The sequence below is a fragment of the Streptomyces sp. YJ-C3 genome (assembly GCF_053891275.1).
Window position 1 is genome coordinate 7,824,333 of the sequence record NZ_CM132685.1, and the last position, 16,213, is coordinate 7,840,545.

The following is a 16,213-nucleotide window of genomic DNA, read 5'->3' on the forward strand; positions in this document are numbered from 1 at the left end:
CAGCGGCGCGGGGAACTGCGTGACCAGCCCCCACCGGACCCGCACCCGGCACCGAACCGCCACCCCTACGGCGCCCCGCCGCATCCCGACCGAACCCGAAACCGTCCCCCCTCCACAACCCCCATGGGAGCGCTCCTATGACCACCACTGACAACACCGGCGTCACCACCACCGCCCTCACCGCACCTGCCGCACCGGAGGGGGCCCGATTTCCCGCAGGGTTTCTCTGGGGGTCGGCCACGGCCGCGTACCAGATCGAGGGCGCCGTGCGGGAGGACGGACGCACCCCCTCGATCTGGGACACGTTCAGCCACACCCCGGGGAAGGTGGTGAACGGCGACACCGGGGACATCGCCGTGGACCACTACCACCGGTGGCGCGACGACGTGCGCCTCATGGCGGACCTGGGCCTGACCGCGTACCGCTTCTCCGTGGCGTGGCCGCGCGTGCAGCCCACCGGGCGCGGTCCCGCCGTGCAGCGCGGGCTCGACTTCTACCGGGGGCTCGTCGACGAGCTGCTCGCGCACGGGATCAAGCCGATGGCGACCCTGTACCACTGGGACCTGCCCCAGGAGCTGGAGAGCGCCGGCGGCTGGCCCGCGCGCGACACCGCCCACCGGTTCGCGGAGTACGCCGGGATCGTCGGCGAGGCGCTCGGCGACCGCGTCGAGAGCTGGGTGACCCTCAACGAGCCCTGGTGCAGCGCCTTCCTGGGGTACGGCTCGGGGGTGCACGCCCCGGGCCGCACCGACCCCGCCGCCGCGCTGCGCGCCGCGCACCACCTCAACCTGGGCCACGGGCTGGCCACTTCGGCGCTGCGCGCCGCGCTGCCGGCCCGCGCGGGCATCGGCATCAGCCTCAACCCGAGCGTGGTCAGGGCGCTCACCGACGCTCCGGCCGATCTGGACGCCAAGCGCCGGATCGACGCGCTCGCGAACCGCGTCTTCACCGGGCCGATCCTGAAGGGCGCCTACCCGCAGGACCTGATCGACGACACCGCGCGCGTGACGGACTGGTCCTTCGTGCAGGACGGGGACACCGACGTCATTCACCAGCCCCTCGACTTCATCGGGATCAACTACTACACGCCCGCCGTCGTCTCCGGCCCGCGCGGCGAGCAGGACGGACCCAGGCTGGACGGTCACGGCGCCAGTGACCACTCCCCCTGGCCGGGCGCCGACGACATCGTCTTCCACCACGCGCCCGGTGAGGTGACCGCGATGAACTGGCCGGTGGATCCGACCGGCCTCACGGACCTTCTCCTTGACTACACCGCTCAGGCCCCCGGGGTTCCGCTCTACGTGACGGAGAACGGCGCCGCCTACGAGGACTCCGTCGACGCCGAGGGCCGCGTCCACGACCCCGACCGCATCCGCTACCTGCACGGACACCTCGGCGCCATCCACGAGGCGATCGCCCAGGGCGCCGACGTCCGCGGCTATTTCCTGTGGTCGCTGCTGGACAACTTCGAGTGGGCCTACGGGTACGGCAAGCGGTTCGGCGCCGTCTACGTCGACTACGAGACGCAGGCCCGCATCCCGAAGTCGAGTGCTCTCTGGTACTCCCAGGTCGCGCGGGTCGGCGGGCTGCCCGCCGACCAGTAGCCGCTTCCCGGGCCGGTCCGTCGCGTGGCGAGGCGAGGGACCGGCCCGTATTTTCCGTATATGTCGTATATCACCGTCATTGAGATCAGCTGAGCCGCCGTGGGCGTACTCAAGGACCATCCGGAACTCGTCCTGTTCGTGAGCCTGGCGCTCGGCTACCTCGTCGGGAAGCTGCGCGTGGGGCCGCTGACCCTGGGCGGTATCTGCGGGACGCTGATCGTCTCGCTGCTCCTCGGCGCCTGGACGAAGGCCCAGGTGTCCGACGACGTGAAGACCGTGTTCTTCGCGCTGTTCATCTTCGCCCTCGGCTACATGGCCGGGCCCCAGTTCTTCCGCAACCTCAACAAGAAGAGCCTGCGCTTCTTCGTGCTGTGCGGCATCGAGCTGGCCTGTGTCCTCGGCATCGCCTTCGGCCTCGCCAAGGCCTTCGACCTCGACGTCGGCACGGCGTCCGGCATCCTGGCCGGCGCCGCCACCGAGTCCGCGGTCGTCGGTACGGCCACCGAGTCCATCGGCAAGCTGTCGGGCCTCACCGCCCAGCAGATCACCGAGTACCAGGGCAACGTCGCCACCGCGTACACGGTCTGCTACCTCTTCGGCCTGATCACGATCGTGCTCTACACGAGCCAGATCATGCCGATGATGCTGCGCATCAACCTGCGCGACGCCGCCCGCGAGCTGTGGGAGCGCACGCGCAGCCGCGGCAGCCTGGAGGCCGACGAGCGGCCCGCGCTGCCCGGCATGGTCGGCCGCACCTACCTGGTGACGACCGCCGACGGGCGGACCGTCGGGGACCTGGAGTCGCATCTCGGCGAGCGGGTCACCATCGAGTCGGTCAAGCGCGGCAGCAAGGTCCTCGCCCCCGACCCCGGCCTGGAGCTCACCCTCTCCGACCTGGTGCTCGTGGTCGGCCGGCGGGCGAACACCATCGAGGCGGGACGGCTCATCGGGCCGGAGACGCCGGGGGTGCCCGGCCTCGACTCGCCGCTGGCCACCAAGCAGGTGTCGATCACGCACAAGGCCGACGACGGCAAGACGATCGACCAGCTCCAGCGGGAGAACCCCGAGTTCCTCAAGGACGGCGTGTACGTCACCGACGTCACGCGCGCCGACACCGATCTGCCCGCGAACGGCGACACGGTCCTGCACCGCGGTGACGTCCTCACCCTGGTCGGGGCCCGCTCGGGGCTCGGCAAGCTCGTCGCGAAGCTCGGCTCCGTCGTCAAGAACGACGCCACCGACTTCATCTACCTGGGGCTCGGTATCGCCGCCGGTTCGCTGCTCGGCCAGATCGTCGTGAAGTTCGGCGACGTACCGATGTCGCTCGGCACCGGTGGCGGCTGCCTGATCTCGGGCCTGCTGTTCGGCTGGTTCCGCTCGCGATCGCAGACCTTCGGCGCGTTCCCGCCGCAGGCCGCCTCGACCATCAAGGACATGGGCCTGGCGGTCTTCATCGCCTGCACGGGCCTGGTGTCGGGGCCGCAGGCGTGGCCGCTGCTCAAGGAGTACGGGGCGCTGCTGCCGTTCGCCGGGATCGCGATGGTGCTGATCCCCGCCACGATCTCGCTGATCGTCGGCCGCAAGCTCCTCAGGATCGAGAAGCCGCTGCTGATCGGCGCCATCGCGGGGCAGCAGTGCTCGACCCCCGCGATCACGGCCGTCACCCAGGTGGCGCAGTCGTCGGTGCCGATGCTCGGCTACACGATCACCTACGCCCTCTCGAACTTCCTGCTCCCCCTGACGGGCCCCGTGCTCGTCGGCGTCCTCGGAAACTGAGAGGCGGCCCGAACATGATCGACTTTCTCAATCGGAACATCTTCCAGCCCCATCCCGAGCTGCTGGTCTTCATCACCGTGGCGATCGGCTTCCTCTTCGGGAAGATCCGCTACAAGGCCATCGCGCTGGGCGCCGTCACCGGCTGTCTGGTCGCGGGGCTGCTGCTCGGCGCCCAGTTCAAGGTCACCATCGACGGGACCGTGAAGAACCTGTTCTTCACGATGTTCCTGTTCGCGCTCGGCTACAAGGTCGGCCCGCAGTTCTTCCGCGGCCTGAAGAAAGACGGCCTGCCGCAGGTGATCAACGCGATCGTCGTCTGCGTCACCGGCCTGCTGGTGTGCTGGGGCTTCGCGGCGATGCTCGGCTACGGGCCCGGGCTCTCCGCCGGCCTGCTCGGCGGGGCCCTCACCCAGTCCGCGGTGATCGGTGTCGCGCAGGACGCCATCGGCAATCTGCCGGGCCTGTCCTCCGCCCAGGTCAAGGACGAGAGCAACCTCGTCGCCATCGGCTACGCGGTGACGTACCCCCTCGGCACGATCCTGTGCGCGATGCTCCTGGCGAACGTCCTGCCGAAGCTGTACCGCAAGGACCTCGCCGCCGAGTCGGCCGCCCTGGCCAAGGAGCTGGACGCCCCCGAGGACGACCCGGACCTGCACGAGGGCTACTACGAGGTGGTGCTGCGCGCCTACACCATCCAGCGCCCGGACATCGTCGGCCGCACCATCGACGACTTCGAGCAGCAACAGCAGCAGCTCGGGCACCGGATCTACATCACGCGGGTACGGCGCGACGGGCAGATCCTCGACCACGACCAGCAGACCGTGCTGCGCGAGGGCGACGTGGTCGCGCTCAGCGCGCTGCGCGGCTCGCTCGTCGACTACGACGCCCGTACGCACATCGGCGGCGAGACCGACGACGTGGAGCTGCTCGGCTACCAGACGGAGACGCTGCACGTGGTGGCCTCCGAGAAGGCCCAACTCGGCAAGAGCGTGGCCGAGTTGCGCAAGGAGCCGTTCATGGTCGGGGTCTACATCGACAAGATCTACCGCTCCGGCGCCGAATTCCCGTACCGCCTCTCCTCGAAGATCGAGCGCGGCGACACCCTCATCCTGACCGGCCCCAAGCGGCTGGTGGACCCGGCGGGCAAGGCGATCGGCAAGGCCGTGCCGACCTCGTTCGCGACCGACATGATCTGGGTCGGGCTCGGCATCTTCCTCGGCGGCTGCATCGGCATCCCGGCGCTCACCGCGGGCGGCGTGCCGATCTCGCTGTCCACGTCGGGCGGCGCGCTCATCATGGGCCTGGTCTTCGGCTGGATCCGCGGCAAGTACCCGACGTACGGCAATGTGCCGCCCGGCGCCCAGTGGTTCATGGACACGCTCGGCCTGTGCCTGTTCGTCGCGGTCGTCGGCATCAACGCGGGACCCAGCTTCACCTCCGGCCTGTCGACGGCCGGCTGGGGGCTGCTGGTCTTCGGCGCGGTGGCCACGGTGATCCCGCTGATCGTCGGCTTCCTGGTCGGCCACTACGTCCAGAAGATCCGCTTCCCGATCCTGATGGGCGTCCTGGCGGGTGGCCAGACCACGACGGCCGCGATCGGCGCGATCAACGAGTCGTCCAGATCCCAGGTCCCCACGCTCGGCTACACCATCCCGTACGCCGTCGGAAACGTACTGCTGACCATCTGGGGCGCCGTGATCGTCCTGCTCCACCACTGACCCGCAGCGTTCAAGGACGTAAGGAAAGACCATGCCGAAGACGACCCTCACCCGCGAGCAGATCCAGCAGTACGCGCAGCTCTCCCCCTTCGAGCTGAAGAACATCTTCATCGACCTCGCCAAGGAGGCGCAGGCCGACCAGCCGGGCCAGAAGGACAAGTCGAGCGTCCAGATGCTCAACGCGGGGCGCGGCAACCCGAACTGGACCGCGACCGGGCCGCGCGAGGCGTTCTACGCGCTCGGCTACTTCGCCCTGGAGGAGTCGCGCCGGGTGTGGACGGCGGACAACCTCGGCGGCATGCCGGAGGAGAAGGGCTCGTACGAGCGTTTCGACACGTTCGTGCGCCGCCACCCCGACCTGCCCGGCATCGAGATGCTCGCCCAGTGCGTGCAGATGGGCATCCAGCGCTTCGGGTTCGACAAGGACGCCTTTGTGCACGAGCTGACGGACAGCTCGATCGGCGACAACTACCCGGTACCGGACCGCATCCTCACGCACGTCGAGCAGGTCGTGCGCGGTTACATCGACGACGAGATGTTCAACAAGCAGCCGCCCGAGGGGAACGTCTCGTACTTCGCGACCGAGGGCGGCACCGCCGCCATGTGCTACATCTTCGACTCGCTGATGAAGAACGGCGTGCTGAAGAAGGGCGACAAGATCGCCCTGATGGTGCCGGTGTTCACGCCGTACATCGAGATCCCCGAGCTGGACACGTACGAGTTCGACGTCACGTACGTGGAGGCCAACATGTTCGCCGAGGCGGGCGTGCGCGAGTGGCGTTACCCGGAGGAGGAGGTCGCCAAGCTGGAGGACCCGGAGATCAAGCTGGTCTGCCTGGTCAACCCCTCCAACCCGCCCTCCCTCGCGCTGAGTCAGCGGGTCGCGAACCAGATCAAGAACATCGTCGCCGAGAAGAACCCGAACCTCCTCATCGTCACGGACGACGTGTACGGCACCTTCGTGGAGGGCTTCCGGTCGATCGCGGCCGACCTGCCGCGCAACACCCTGCTCGTGTACTCGTACTCCAAGCACTACGGCTGCACGGGCTGGCGGCTCGGTGTGATCGGCCTGCACGACGACAACGTGATCGACGAGCTCATCGCGGCCATGCCCGCGGACGCCAAGGAGCGCCTGAACAAGCGGTACGGGACCCTCACCCTGGAGCCGGAGAAGATCAAGTTCATCGACCGCCTGGTCGCCGACTCCCGCCAGGTCGCCCTCAACCACACGGCGGGCCTGTCGCTCCCCCAGCAGGTCATGCTCGGCCTGTTCTCCCTCTTCGACATGCTGGAGGAGGGGCAGGCGTACAAGCTGCGCATCCGCTCCATCGTCCAGCAGCGCCTCCAACTCCTGCTGGAGGGAGCTCAGATGAAGATCTCCGACGACGCCCACCGGGCCGGCTACTACATCGAGCTGGACCTGATGGCACAGGCCCAGCTCGAACACGGCGAGGAGTTCGCGTCCTACCTGGAGCAGACGTACGAGCCCATCGACCCGCTGTTCCGCCTCGCCCAGCAGACGGGCGTGGTGCTGCTCAACGGCGGCGGCTTCGAGGGCCCGGAGTGGTCGGTCCGCGTCTCCTTGGCCAACCTCGACGACCTGGACTACCTGAAGATCGGCCACCACCTGCGGGCGATCTTCAACGACTACGCGGAGGAGTGGCGGACGTCGAAGGGCTGACGCCCCTCGGGGCCGGGCGGGGCCGGAAGGGCTCCGCCCGGCCCCTGCCGACGGCCCGGCCCGGCGGACGTCCCGGACGCCGTCAGGCCACCTTCACCAGGCCGCCGTCGATCAGGTAGTCCGCTCCCGTCACGCTCCCGGCCACCGGCGACGCCAGGAAGGCGATCAGGGCGGCGACCTCTTCGGGCTCGGCGAGGCGCCCGGTCGTCATGCCCATGAACTCGGGCGCCCGGGTGAGGAAGTCCGCGTGGTCGACGCCGTTGGCCGCGGCCAGCTGGGCGCCGAAGCTGCCCGGGGCCTCCCAGAGGCCGGTGCGGACCGGGCCCGGTGACACCGTGTTGACGCGGACGCCGCGCGGGCCGAACTCCTCCGCGAGCGCCTTGCCGAGGGCGGTCAGGGCGGCCTTCGCGACGTTGTAGTCGACGGGCCCGGCGGCCGGCATGCGGGCCCCGACGGAGGAGACGTTCACCATCGCGCCCTGCCGCTCGATCAGGGTGGGCAGGGCGGCGCGGGCCAGGCGCTGTGTCGCGTAGAAGTTCACGTCGAAGGTGCGCCGCCAACCGTCGTCGTCGACGTCGAGGAAGCTGCCCACGCGCGTGGAGTCGCCGCCACCGACGTTGTTGACCAGGATGTCGAACTCCCCTGCCTGGGCGACGAGTTCATCCGGGCCGTCCGGGGTCGCCAGGTCGACGGAGACCGCCCGCGCGCCCGTCTCCTTCAGCTCGGGTGTGATCGTGCGTGCCGCGCCGACGACATGGGCGCCCTCCGCGACCAGGGCGCGGACGACGGCCAGGCCTATGCCGCGGCTCGCGCCGGTGACGAGGGCGGCCTTGCCGGTGAGGTTCAGTTCCATCAGCCCTGCTCCATTTTTTAACCGTAGGTACAAAACATGGACACACGAAAACCGGGCCCCGCCCCGTACGTGTCACAGCGTGTCGAGCAGCCCGTCCACCACGCGCTCCACCTGGGCCCGCCCGTCGGCCGTCTTGGCCAGGACCCGCATACCGATCACGGCGCCCAGCAGGAGTGAGGCGAGGGCCCGTACGTCGCGCGCGGCATCGATCTCCCCGGCGCGCTGCGCCTTCTGGAGCTCGGCGAGGAACGCCTGCTCGGTGCGCGCGAACATGCGGCGCACCGTCTCCGCGGCCGCCGGGTCCGACCGCGCCAGCTCGGTCGCCGTGTTGACCGCCATGCATCCACGCCGGTCCGAGTCGGTGAAGTCGAGTTCGACCAGGAGCCGCAGGGCTTCGCGGATACGCGCCCTGACCGGGCCCGGCCCCTCCAGGAGCTCCGTCAGACGGACGGCCTGGGTGTCCCGGTAGCGGGTCAACGCCCGGTCGAACAGGGCGCGTTTGCCGCCGAAGGCATTGTAGAGGCTGCCCTTGCCGAGGCCCAGCTCGTCGACGAGGTCCTGCGGAGTGGTCGCCGCGTACCCCTTGCGCCAGAAGACGTCCATCGCGCTGTCCAGCACCTGGTCCTCGTCGAACGTCCGCGGTCTCGCCATGGCAGGATCGTACGAGGTAATGGACCTGTGGGTCAATAACCGAGGACGAAATGAACCCCGGCCGGGTGGGGGGTGGACCGGCCGGGGTTCAGTCCCCCGTTCACTCAGTGGCTGTGGCAGGGCCCTCGCGGTTTCCCGAAGGGCCCTCGTGGCTACTTGAAGGCGGCGAACGCCTTCTGGAACGCGTTGGCCGACTGCTCGATCGAGCTGCAGGTCGGCTGCGCCGAGTTCGAGGCGCCGCCCTCGCACTGCTTGTCGCGGGTCGCGGACCACATCGACAGGCCGCCCAGGCCCTTCTCCTTGGCGAAGGTGACCAGCTGCGTGGCGTCGTCGACCTTGAAGACCTCGGCGCTGACGTCGTTGACGCCGATCATCGGGGTGATCGCGACGGCCTTCCAGGCGGCGGCGTCGGAGAGGCCGAGCGCGCTCTTGATCTGGGCCTGCGTGGCGGTCGCGGCCTGCTCGGCGTAGGTGCCCATGTCGCCGTCGTACGAGGCGCCGTAGTCCATCGCCATGATGTTGACGAGGTCGGCGTTCGCGCCGTTGGACTTGGCGTTCTTCAGGAAGTTCACGCCGTCCGAGGTGAGGCCCTCGGGCATGACCGGGAGCGTGAAGGAGACGTTCAGGTCCGGGTTGTCCTTCTGGAGGGTCGCGATGGCCTGGGCGCGCTTGGTGTTGGCGGCCGTATCCGGCAGGGCGCCGCCCTCGACGTCGAAGTCGACCTTGGTGAGCTTGAACTGGTCGACGACCTTCTGGTACGCCTTCGCCAGCTCGCCCGCCGAGGAGCAGGCCTGCGCCAGCTCGGTGCCGGAGGCGCCGCCGAAGGAGACCCGGACGTCGCCGCCCGCGGCCCTCAAGTCACCGATCTGCGAGGCGACTTCGTCGCTGCCGAGGTCGGTCACGCCGCCCCACTTCGGGCTGCAGTCGCCGCCTGAGGTGATGAAGGCGAGGTTGTACTCCTTGACGCCGGAGGCCTTGGAGGAGGCGACCAGGTCGAACTTCGGGTACAGCGACGTGTCGACGTACGGGGCGAAGCCGGCGCCCGCCGCCGAACCGGAGCCCGAGCCCGAACCGGAGCCGGACGAGGAGGACGCCGAGGGGCTCGCCGTCGCCGTCGTGCTGGGCTTGGCGGTCGAGGACGCCGAGGCGGAGGCGCTCGGGCTGGGCTTCGCCGACTCGGTCGGGCGGCCGCTCGGCTCCGGGGTGGCGGCGTCGTCGACGGAGCACTTGGCGTCGTTGATGAGACAGCCGGTCGGGTCGGCGTCGCCGGAGACGACGAAGCCGACGGTCACGGACTTGCCCGCGGCGATGCCCTGCTTGTCCCAGGAGGAGGGCTTCACGGTGACGTGCGAGCCGGCGACCTTCGAGTCGGCGTTCCACAGCGAGCTGAGCTTGGCGCCGGACGGCAGGTCGAACTCCAGCGTCCAGTCGGACTGGGCCTTGTCCGTGTCGTTCTTGATGACGTACTGGCCGGTGTAGCCGCCGGACCAGCTGCTGGTCTTGGTGTACGCGGCGCCGACCGAGGCCGCCGACGCGCTGGAGGCGAACAGGAAGGCTCCGCCGCCCACGACGGCCGCGGCGACGACGCCGCCTATCGCCTTGTTCCTGCCGCTGACCCTGCGCCGGTGCGTGCTGCTCATCGCGTGCCTGCCTTAGCTGTACGGGGGGTGTTGGGGGTGCGGCAGCACGCTAGCGATCCGGAATCCGTCAATTCGGGCAACCGGGAAGGGGATTGAGGATCTTAGGGTTGGCTTAAGGAAGGGATCGGGAGCGATTAAAGGTCGAGACCAGTCCTTTACGTTCCCGGCCCCGATGTCCGCGTCCGCGGCGGCTCTCACCGGGGGCCCGGCCGTCGAGCTGCACCCAGATGCGCACCTCGGTGCCGCCGAGCACGGACGAGCCGATCCGCACGTCGCCGCCGGTCGACTCGGCGAGGCGGCGCACGATGTCCAGGCCGAGCCCGGTCGAGCCGTCGCTGCCCGACCCCGCGCCCCGGGCCATCGCCGCCTCCGGGTCGAGGATGCCGGGCCCGGCGTCCGAGACGAGCACGATCACGGCGTCCTCGCCGCTGTGCACGTCGACGGCGAAGGCGGTGCCCTCGGGCGTGTGCCGGAACACATTGCCGAGCAGCGCGTCGAGCGCGGCCACCAACTCGCCGCGGGCGACCGGGATCCGCACCGGCCGGTCGACCCCGGCGACCCGGACCTTGCGGCCCTCGTCCTCGGCGAGCGCCGACCAGAAGTCCATCCGCTCCCGGATCACCTCGGCGGCGTCGCAGCCGGCGCCCGGACCGGCCGCGGCGGTCTGCGGCTTGGCGTCCCGCGCCGTACGGATGATGGTGTCGACCTCACGCTCCAGCTGCTCGACGGCGACCCGGGTCTGTTCGGCGGCGGTGCCCTCCCCGAGCGAGGCGACGTTCAGCCGGAGCACGGTCAGCGGCGTGCGCAGCCGGTGCGAGAGGTCGGCCGCCAGCTCCCGCTCGTTCGCCAGGAGCTGCACGACCTGGTCGGCCATGGAGTTGAACGCGACGGCGGCCAGCCGCAGTTCGGTGGGCCCGTCCTCGGGGACGCGCGCGCCGAGCTTGCCCTCCCCCAGGTCGTGCGCGGCGCCGACCAGCCGCTGCGCGGGCTGCACCATGCGCACCCCGAGCCGGTCGGCCACGGCCACCGAGCCGATGATGAGGGCGACGCCGACGCCGGCGAGCACGACCCAGGAGGTCGTCACGCCATTGGTGACCTCCGCCTCGGGGACGAACACCTCGACGACGGCGATCTTCACGGTGCTCACGGCGATCGGCTGCAGCCACACGGAACCGCCCGGGACCTCGTCGTGCCGGGCCCGGCTGATGTCCAGGCTCGCCGGGTCCACCCACTGCTTGCCGAGCCGGATCTCGGGATCCCCGCCGGCTGCCGGGACGTACACGGACATCCGGTCCTCGCCGCCGGTCTGCGCGGTGGCGAGCGCCCGGGCGAGCTGGTCGCGGTCGGTGGTGATGGAGAGGGTGGGCCCGATGGCGGCGGCGGTCCGCTCGGCGTTCGAGAACGCCCGGTCCCGCGCCATCTCCTTGATGACGAGCCCGAGCGGAACGGCGAACGCGACCACCACCATCGTCGTGACGGCCAGGCACACCTTGACCAGTGCCCATCTCACAGCGACGACTCCGGGCGCGGCGGCTCCAGCTTCACGCCGACGCCGCGCAGGGTGTGCAGATAGCGGGGGCGCGCGGCCGTCTCGCCCAGCTTCCGGCGCAGCCAGGACAGATGGACGTCGATGGTCTGGTCGTCCCCGTACGACTGCTGCCACACCTCGGCGAGGAGTTCCTTGCGGGGGACGACGACGCCGGGGCGCCCGGCGAGGAAGGCCAGCAGGTCGAACTCGCGGCGGGTCAGGTCGAGCCGGGCCCCGTCCAGCTCGGCCTGGCGGCGCAGCGGGTCGATGGACAGCCCGCCGACCTGGAGCAGCCGGGACGGCGGCTCGGCGGCGGCGCTCCCGCGCGAGCGGCGCAGCACGGCGGCCATCCGCGCGGACAGGTGCTCGGGCGAGAACGGCTTGGTCAGGTAGTCGTCGGCGCCGTCGTTCAGCAGCCGGACGATCTCGGCCTCGTCGTCCCGGGCCGTGGCGATGATCACGGGTACGTCGGTGATGCCGCGCAGCATCTTCAGCGCCTCGGCCCCGTCCAGGTCGGGCAGACCGAGGTCGAGGATCACCACGTCGAAACGGAAATGGGCGACCTCGCGCAGCGCCTCCAGGGCCGTGCCGACGCTGCGCACGGTGTGCGCTGCGTCGGTCAGGTGCCGGATGAGGGCGGAGCGCACGAACTGGTCGTCCTCGACCACGAGCACACTTGCCATGGGCGGCACCGTACGCCATCCGGGCGTTTGCGGTCCTCCCCCCGAGTGACCGCGGACTCTGTGGGACAGCGGTGGCGGGTGTGGTGCAGTATGGCCCGCGATGCAACCGATGCCACCGCCACCGCAGCCCCCGGATCCCTCTCGGGTCCCGCACCCGATGCGCCGGGGTCTGGTGCACACGGTGGCCTGGCTGCTGGCCACCGGGGCCGCGGTGACCCTGTCGTGGTGGGGCGTGCACACGGTGATGTCCGGCACGGCGTACGACCCGCCGAGGGCGCTGCCGGTGGTCGCGGCCGACGAGTCCGACTCGGCGTCGCCTCTCTCCTCGTCCACGCACCGGCCGGAGCCGTCGCCGTCCACGACGTCGTCCACGCCCTCGTCGAAGCCGTCGAAGCCGAGCCGGACGCCGTCGGCGACGCCCCGGCCCGGTACGTCGCCGCCCGGCGCCGCGTCCTCCGCCACGGCGTCCGCCGGGAACGTGAAGAGCTATGCGACGGAGGGCGGCCGTGCGGTCTTCGACCTCGGCGAGACGTCGGCGACGCTGGTGTCCGCGACGCCGGGCCCCGGCTGGTCGGTGCAGGTGTGGAAGCAGACGACGTGGATCCGAGTGGAGTTCACGTCCGGGGAGAAGAAGGTGTCGGTGTTCTGCACCTGGCACGACCACCGGCCGACGGTGGAGATCGCCGACTACTGACCGAGGCCTGCCGTCAGCGGAACACGGAGGGCGGCGGCGCAGGGGACGCCTTCGCGGCGGCGTCCGCGACCGGCACGGCTCCGCCCGTGAAGTCCACCAGCGCCCGGCCGTGCTCCACCCGGCCGGGGTGCGGGTCGCCCGCCGCGCGCCGGGTCAGTTCGGCGACCGGCAGCGGCAGCGCCGACGCCACCAGGACCGCGTTGCCGAAGCGCTTGCCGCGCAGCACCGTGGGGTCGGCGATCAGGGCCAGTTCGGGGAAGACGGCCGCGGCGGTGGCGATCTGCGCGCGCAGATACGCGAGGGGCGGGCCGTCGGCGAGGTTGGCGACGTAGGTGCCGGCGGGCCGCAGCACGCGCCGCACCTCGGTGAGGAACTCGGTGGTGGTGAGGTGGGCCGGGGTACGGGCCCCGCTGAACACGTCCGCCACCAGGACGTCGGCCCAGTCGTCGGGCAGCTTGGCGAGGGCGGCGCGGGCGTCCGCCGTCCGGACGCGGATACGGGCTCCGGGGTCCAACGGCAGCGCGGAGCGCACGAGTTGGACGAGGGGGCCGTCGCTCTCCACGATCTGCTGGGTGGCGCGGGGCCGGGTCGCCGCGACGTAGCGGGCCAGGGTGAAGGCGCCGCCCCCGAGGTGCACGGCCTGGACCGGGCGGCCCGGGTCCGCGGCCAGGTCGAGGACGTGGCCGATGCGGCGCTGGTACTCGAAGGAGAGGTGGGCGGGGTCGTCGAGGTCGACGTGCGACTGCGGCGCACCGTCCAGGTACAGGGTCCAGCCGGCCGGCCGGTCCCGGTCGGGTATCAGCTCGGCGAGCCCGCCGTCGACGCTCTGCACGACGGACTCCCGGGATCCCCGGCCGTCCCTGTCGCCCTTGCGCCCCTGATTCCCGCGTGACCTCGCCATCCGGCCATTATCCGTGGGCGCGGTCGGAAGGGCGCCCCGAAGGGGGTTCGAGCAGGGCGCTGGCGGGCGACGGGCGGTCGGACCGGCTCAGCGGCAGTTGTCGGCGGCCTCGATCAGGCGGGCCGCCTCGTCGAGCGCGGCGCGCAGCACGGCCGGGTCGGTGACGAGGTCGCCGTCCGGCGAGGCCGCGGGGTCGGGCGGCAGCAGCCAGCCGGTGCCCTCGACGGGCGGGGCGAGCGAGAGGCCCCGCCCCTGGGTGTGCGTACAGGCGCTGCCCGGCACGTCCCAGCCGTCGGCGGTGCCGGGCGGGACGAGGAAGCCGAGGGTGTCGCCGCCGCCGTCGTGCAGCACCGGGCCGACCGGCTCCGTGCTGCCGCGGCGCAGGATGTCGACCGCCTCCAGGCCCTGCCGGGACGGCACCGTCACGAGGTCGCAGGCGCCGGGCGGCTGCGCACTGCGCTCCTCGCTCGGGCAGTGCCGCGCCGTCGACAACGACGCCGCGGGTTGTGACGTCATGGGAAGTGACGCGTCCAACATGTCGGCCCCTCCTCGCTCTTCGCGTACGTGGCTCTCACGCCAGATGGGGTTTCGCCGCATGGTTCAACGCATACGGGCGTCAACGGCTACGGCGGCACGCCGCCGCAAAGGATGGCAGTTCATGGCAGATCGCGGGTGAGATATCCGTTTTGTAGCCAAACACTGCGTGTCGGGACTGTCACAGCCGGTACCTTCGAGCCTCGCCGGAACAAGGGAGTTGCCGACTCGCAGGTGCTGCCCGGCTTCCCGAGTCCACCCAACTCCCCTGGTCTCCGGCACGGTTCGCACGGGAGGACCCGCCCATGACGTCGTCTCCGTATGTCCCGGCCGCCTCGGAACCCCAGGCCCCGCGGCCGAATCTCGCCTTCCGGCGGCTGCGCGGGCAGCGCTCGCCGGGCGAGTTCGCCGCCGCGGTACGGCGTGCGGCCCGCGAGATCGGCGAGCGGGTCAGCTGCGACGCGCGCTACATCGGCCGCGTGGAGGCGGGCGCGATCCGCTGCCCCAACTACGCGTACGAGCGGGTGTTCCTGCACATGTTCCCAGGCCGGTCGCTCACGGACCTCGGGTTCGCGCCCCGCGCCTCGGTACGCGGCCGGGGCGCGCGCCCACCCGTGGCCACCGCGCACCCGCGCCCCGATGACCCCGAAGTCCCTGAGCACACGCACCACGAGGAGAGCGACGTGCGGCGTCGCGCATTCATGACCGGCATGACCGGCTCGACGGCCACCGTGGCCGTCGCCACCCTGACGCCCTTCGGCGTCCCGCTCGGCGCCGCCCCCGGTGACGCCGCTCTCGACCGGCATCCCGCGCGGGCCGGCGCCGGCGCGGTGGAGGAGGCGATCCGGCGGATCCGGCTGCTCGACGACCGGCACGGCGGCGACGGCCTGTACCGGCGGGCGGCGACGCCGCTGCGCACCGCCTTCGAGCTGCTCGACGCGGGCACCGCGCAGGGCGACGTCGCCGAGCGGCTGACCGCCGGGGCGGGTGAACTGGCCATCTCGGTGGGCTGGTTGGCGCACGACTCGGGCCGGTTCGACGACGCGCGTTCGCACTACGCGGAGGCGCTCGCCACGTCGCGGATGGCGGGTGACGAGGCGCTGGAGGCGCACGCGTTCTGCAACACCGCGTTCCTCGCGCGCGACGCGGGCCGCCCGCGCGAGGCCGTACGGGCGGCGCAGGCGGCGGCCCGGGTGGCGGCGCCGCTCGGTTCGCCGCGGCTGCTCTCGCTGCTCGCGCTGCGGGAGGCCGGCGGCTGGGCCGGGCTCGGCGACCGCCCGGCGTGCGAGCGGTCGCTGGCGCGGGCGCAGGCGTTGTTCGCGCGGGGCGGCTCGGACGCGGACCCGGAGTGGATGTCGTTCTACGGCGAGGCCGAGCTGGAGGGTCTGGAGGCGCAGTGCTGGTCGGCGCTCGGCGAATGGCACCGCGCCGCCCGGCACGCGCGGCGCGCCGCCGCCCTGCAGGATCCGCACTTCACCCGCAACATCGCCCTGTACACCGCCGAACTGGCGGACGACCTGGCCCGCTCCGGCCGGCCCGACGAGGCCGCCGACGCGGGGTCGCGGGCGCTCGGCCTGCTCCGCGATGTGCGGTCCTCCCGGATCGAGTCGATGCTGGCGACCACGGCGCGGGTTCTTCTGCCCCATCGCCGGGCGGCCGGGGTCGCATCCTTCCTGGAGGCACACGCGACGTCCCGCCGCTAGTTCCGGCTGCGGCGAGTGGGCGAGTGCGGGTGAGTGGGGGCTGGTCGCGCAGTTCCCCGCGCCCCTGTGATGCGCACTGCGTGCGGCATCTCATCGGGGAGGCAGCAGCGAAGCTGCATGCCTCAGGGGGCGCGGGGAACTGCGCGAGAAGCCCCACCGGGCCGCACCCGCCGACGAAACACCACCCGCAACGGCGCGGACGCGTGACCGGCCCCCACCGGACGTGCACCCGCGAACGAAATCCCGA

General features: G+C 71.4%; 13 protein-coding genes. 6 read left to right on the forward strand and 7 right to left on the reverse strand.

Going from position 1 to position 16,213, the window contains the following annotated elements; genetic code table 11:
* Positions 1-137 precede the first annotated feature (137 nt).
* The 4 genes from ACVHNB_RS35265 to ACVHNB_RS35280 all read left to right on the forward strand — a co-directional run bounded on the left by ACVHNB_RS35265 (position 138) and on the right by ACVHNB_RS35280 (position 6,779).
* Complete coding sequence (locus ACVHNB_RS35265; RefSeq protein WP_428954510.1) at positions 138-1,604, forward strand: GH1 family beta-glucosidase; 1,467 nt, start codon at positions 138-140, stop codon at positions 1,602-1,604.
* Positions 1,605-1,703: 99 nt separating this feature from the next.
* Positions 1,704-3,380 carry an aspartate-alanine antiporter gene (gene aspT / locus ACVHNB_RS35270; protein ID WP_456226737.1) on the forward strand — a complete coding sequence of 559 codons (1,677 nt, stop codon included), beginning with the start codon at positions 1,704-1,706 and terminating at the stop codon, positions 3,378-3,380.
* 14 nt (positions 3,381-3,394) lie between these two features.
* Complete coding sequence (gene aspT, locus ACVHNB_RS35275) at positions 3,395-5,098, forward strand: aspartate-alanine antiporter (protein WP_456226738.1); 1,704 nt, start codon at positions 3,395-3,397, stop codon at positions 5,096-5,098.
* Between the two features lie 31 nt (positions 5,099-5,129).
* The gene (locus tag ACVHNB_RS35280; RefSeq protein ID WP_428954507.1) at positions 5,130-6,779 is read left to right on the forward strand and encodes a bifunctional aspartate transaminase/aspartate 4-decarboxylase; all 1,650 of its coding nucleotides are present in this window, start codon (positions 5,130-5,132) and stop codon (positions 6,777-6,779) included.
* An 82-nt stretch (positions 6,780-6,861) separates the two neighbouring features.
* Here the strand turns inward: ACVHNB_RS35280 and ACVHNB_RS35285 are convergent, their stop codons facing one another.
* From ACVHNB_RS35285 to ACVHNB_RS35305, 5 genes are all read right to left on the reverse strand, one after another.
* On the reverse strand, positions 6,862-7,632 hold the full coding sequence (locus ACVHNB_RS35285) for an SDR family NAD(P)-dependent oxidoreductase (protein WP_428954506.1): 771 nt from the start codon (positions 7,630-7,632) through the stop codon (positions 6,862-6,864).
* A 72-nt stretch (positions 7,633-7,704) separates the two neighbouring features.
* On the reverse strand, positions 7,705-8,283 hold the full coding sequence (locus tag ACVHNB_RS35290; RefSeq protein WP_428954505.1) for a TetR/AcrR family transcriptional regulator: 579 nt from the start codon (positions 8,281-8,283) through the stop codon (positions 7,705-7,707).
* Between the two features lie 152 nt (positions 8,284-8,435).
* On the reverse strand, positions 8,436-9,923 hold the full coding sequence (locus ACVHNB_RS35295; RefSeq protein ID WP_428954504.1) for a glycoside hydrolase family 18 protein: 1,488 nt from the start codon (positions 9,921-9,923) through the stop codon (positions 8,436-8,438).
* Positions 9,924-10,035: 112 nt separating this feature from the next.
* A complete protein-coding gene (locus tag ACVHNB_RS35300; RefSeq protein WP_428954503.1) occupies positions 10,036-11,433 on the reverse strand; it encodes a sensor histidine kinase in 1,398 nt (465 codons plus the stop codon).
* Positions 11,430-12,134 (reverse strand): response regulator transcription factor, encoded by a 705-nt coding sequence (locus ACVHNB_RS35305; RefSeq protein ID WP_428954502.1) that lies wholly within the window; start codon positions 12,132-12,134, stop codon positions 11,430-11,432. The genes ACVHNB_RS35300 and ACVHNB_RS35305 overlap by 4 nt, the downstream gene beginning before the upstream one ends.
* Before the next feature lie 157 nt (positions 12,135-12,291).
* Here ACVHNB_RS35305 and ACVHNB_RS35310 point away from each other — a divergent pair, with 157 nt between their 5' ends.
* Positions 12,292-12,828, forward strand: coding sequence for a hypothetical protein (locus ACVHNB_RS35310; protein ID WP_428954501.1), 537 nt, complete (start codon positions 12,292-12,294; stop codon positions 12,826-12,828).
* 13 nt (positions 12,829-12,841) lie between these two features.
* Here the strand turns inward: ACVHNB_RS35310 and ACVHNB_RS35315 are convergent, their stop codons facing one another.
* Entirely contained in the window at positions 12,842-13,729 is an 888-nt protein-coding gene (locus ACVHNB_RS35315; RefSeq protein ID WP_428954500.1) for a spermidine synthase, read from the reverse strand.
* Between the two features lie 87 nt (positions 13,730-13,816).
* Positions 13,817-14,245 (reverse strand): hypothetical protein, encoded by a 429-nt coding sequence (locus tag ACVHNB_RS35320; protein ID WP_428954499.1) that lies wholly within the window; start codon positions 14,243-14,245, stop codon positions 13,817-13,819.
* A 323-nt stretch (positions 14,246-14,568) separates the two neighbouring features.
* Here ACVHNB_RS35320 and ACVHNB_RS35325 point away from each other — a divergent pair, with 323 nt between their 5' ends.
* Positions 14,569-15,966: a tetratricopeptide repeat protein gene (locus ACVHNB_RS35325; protein WP_456226739.1), complete on the forward strand. Its 1,398-nt coding sequence runs from the start codon at positions 14,569-14,571 to the stop codon at positions 15,964-15,966.
* Positions 15,967-16,213 lie beyond the last annotated feature (247 nt).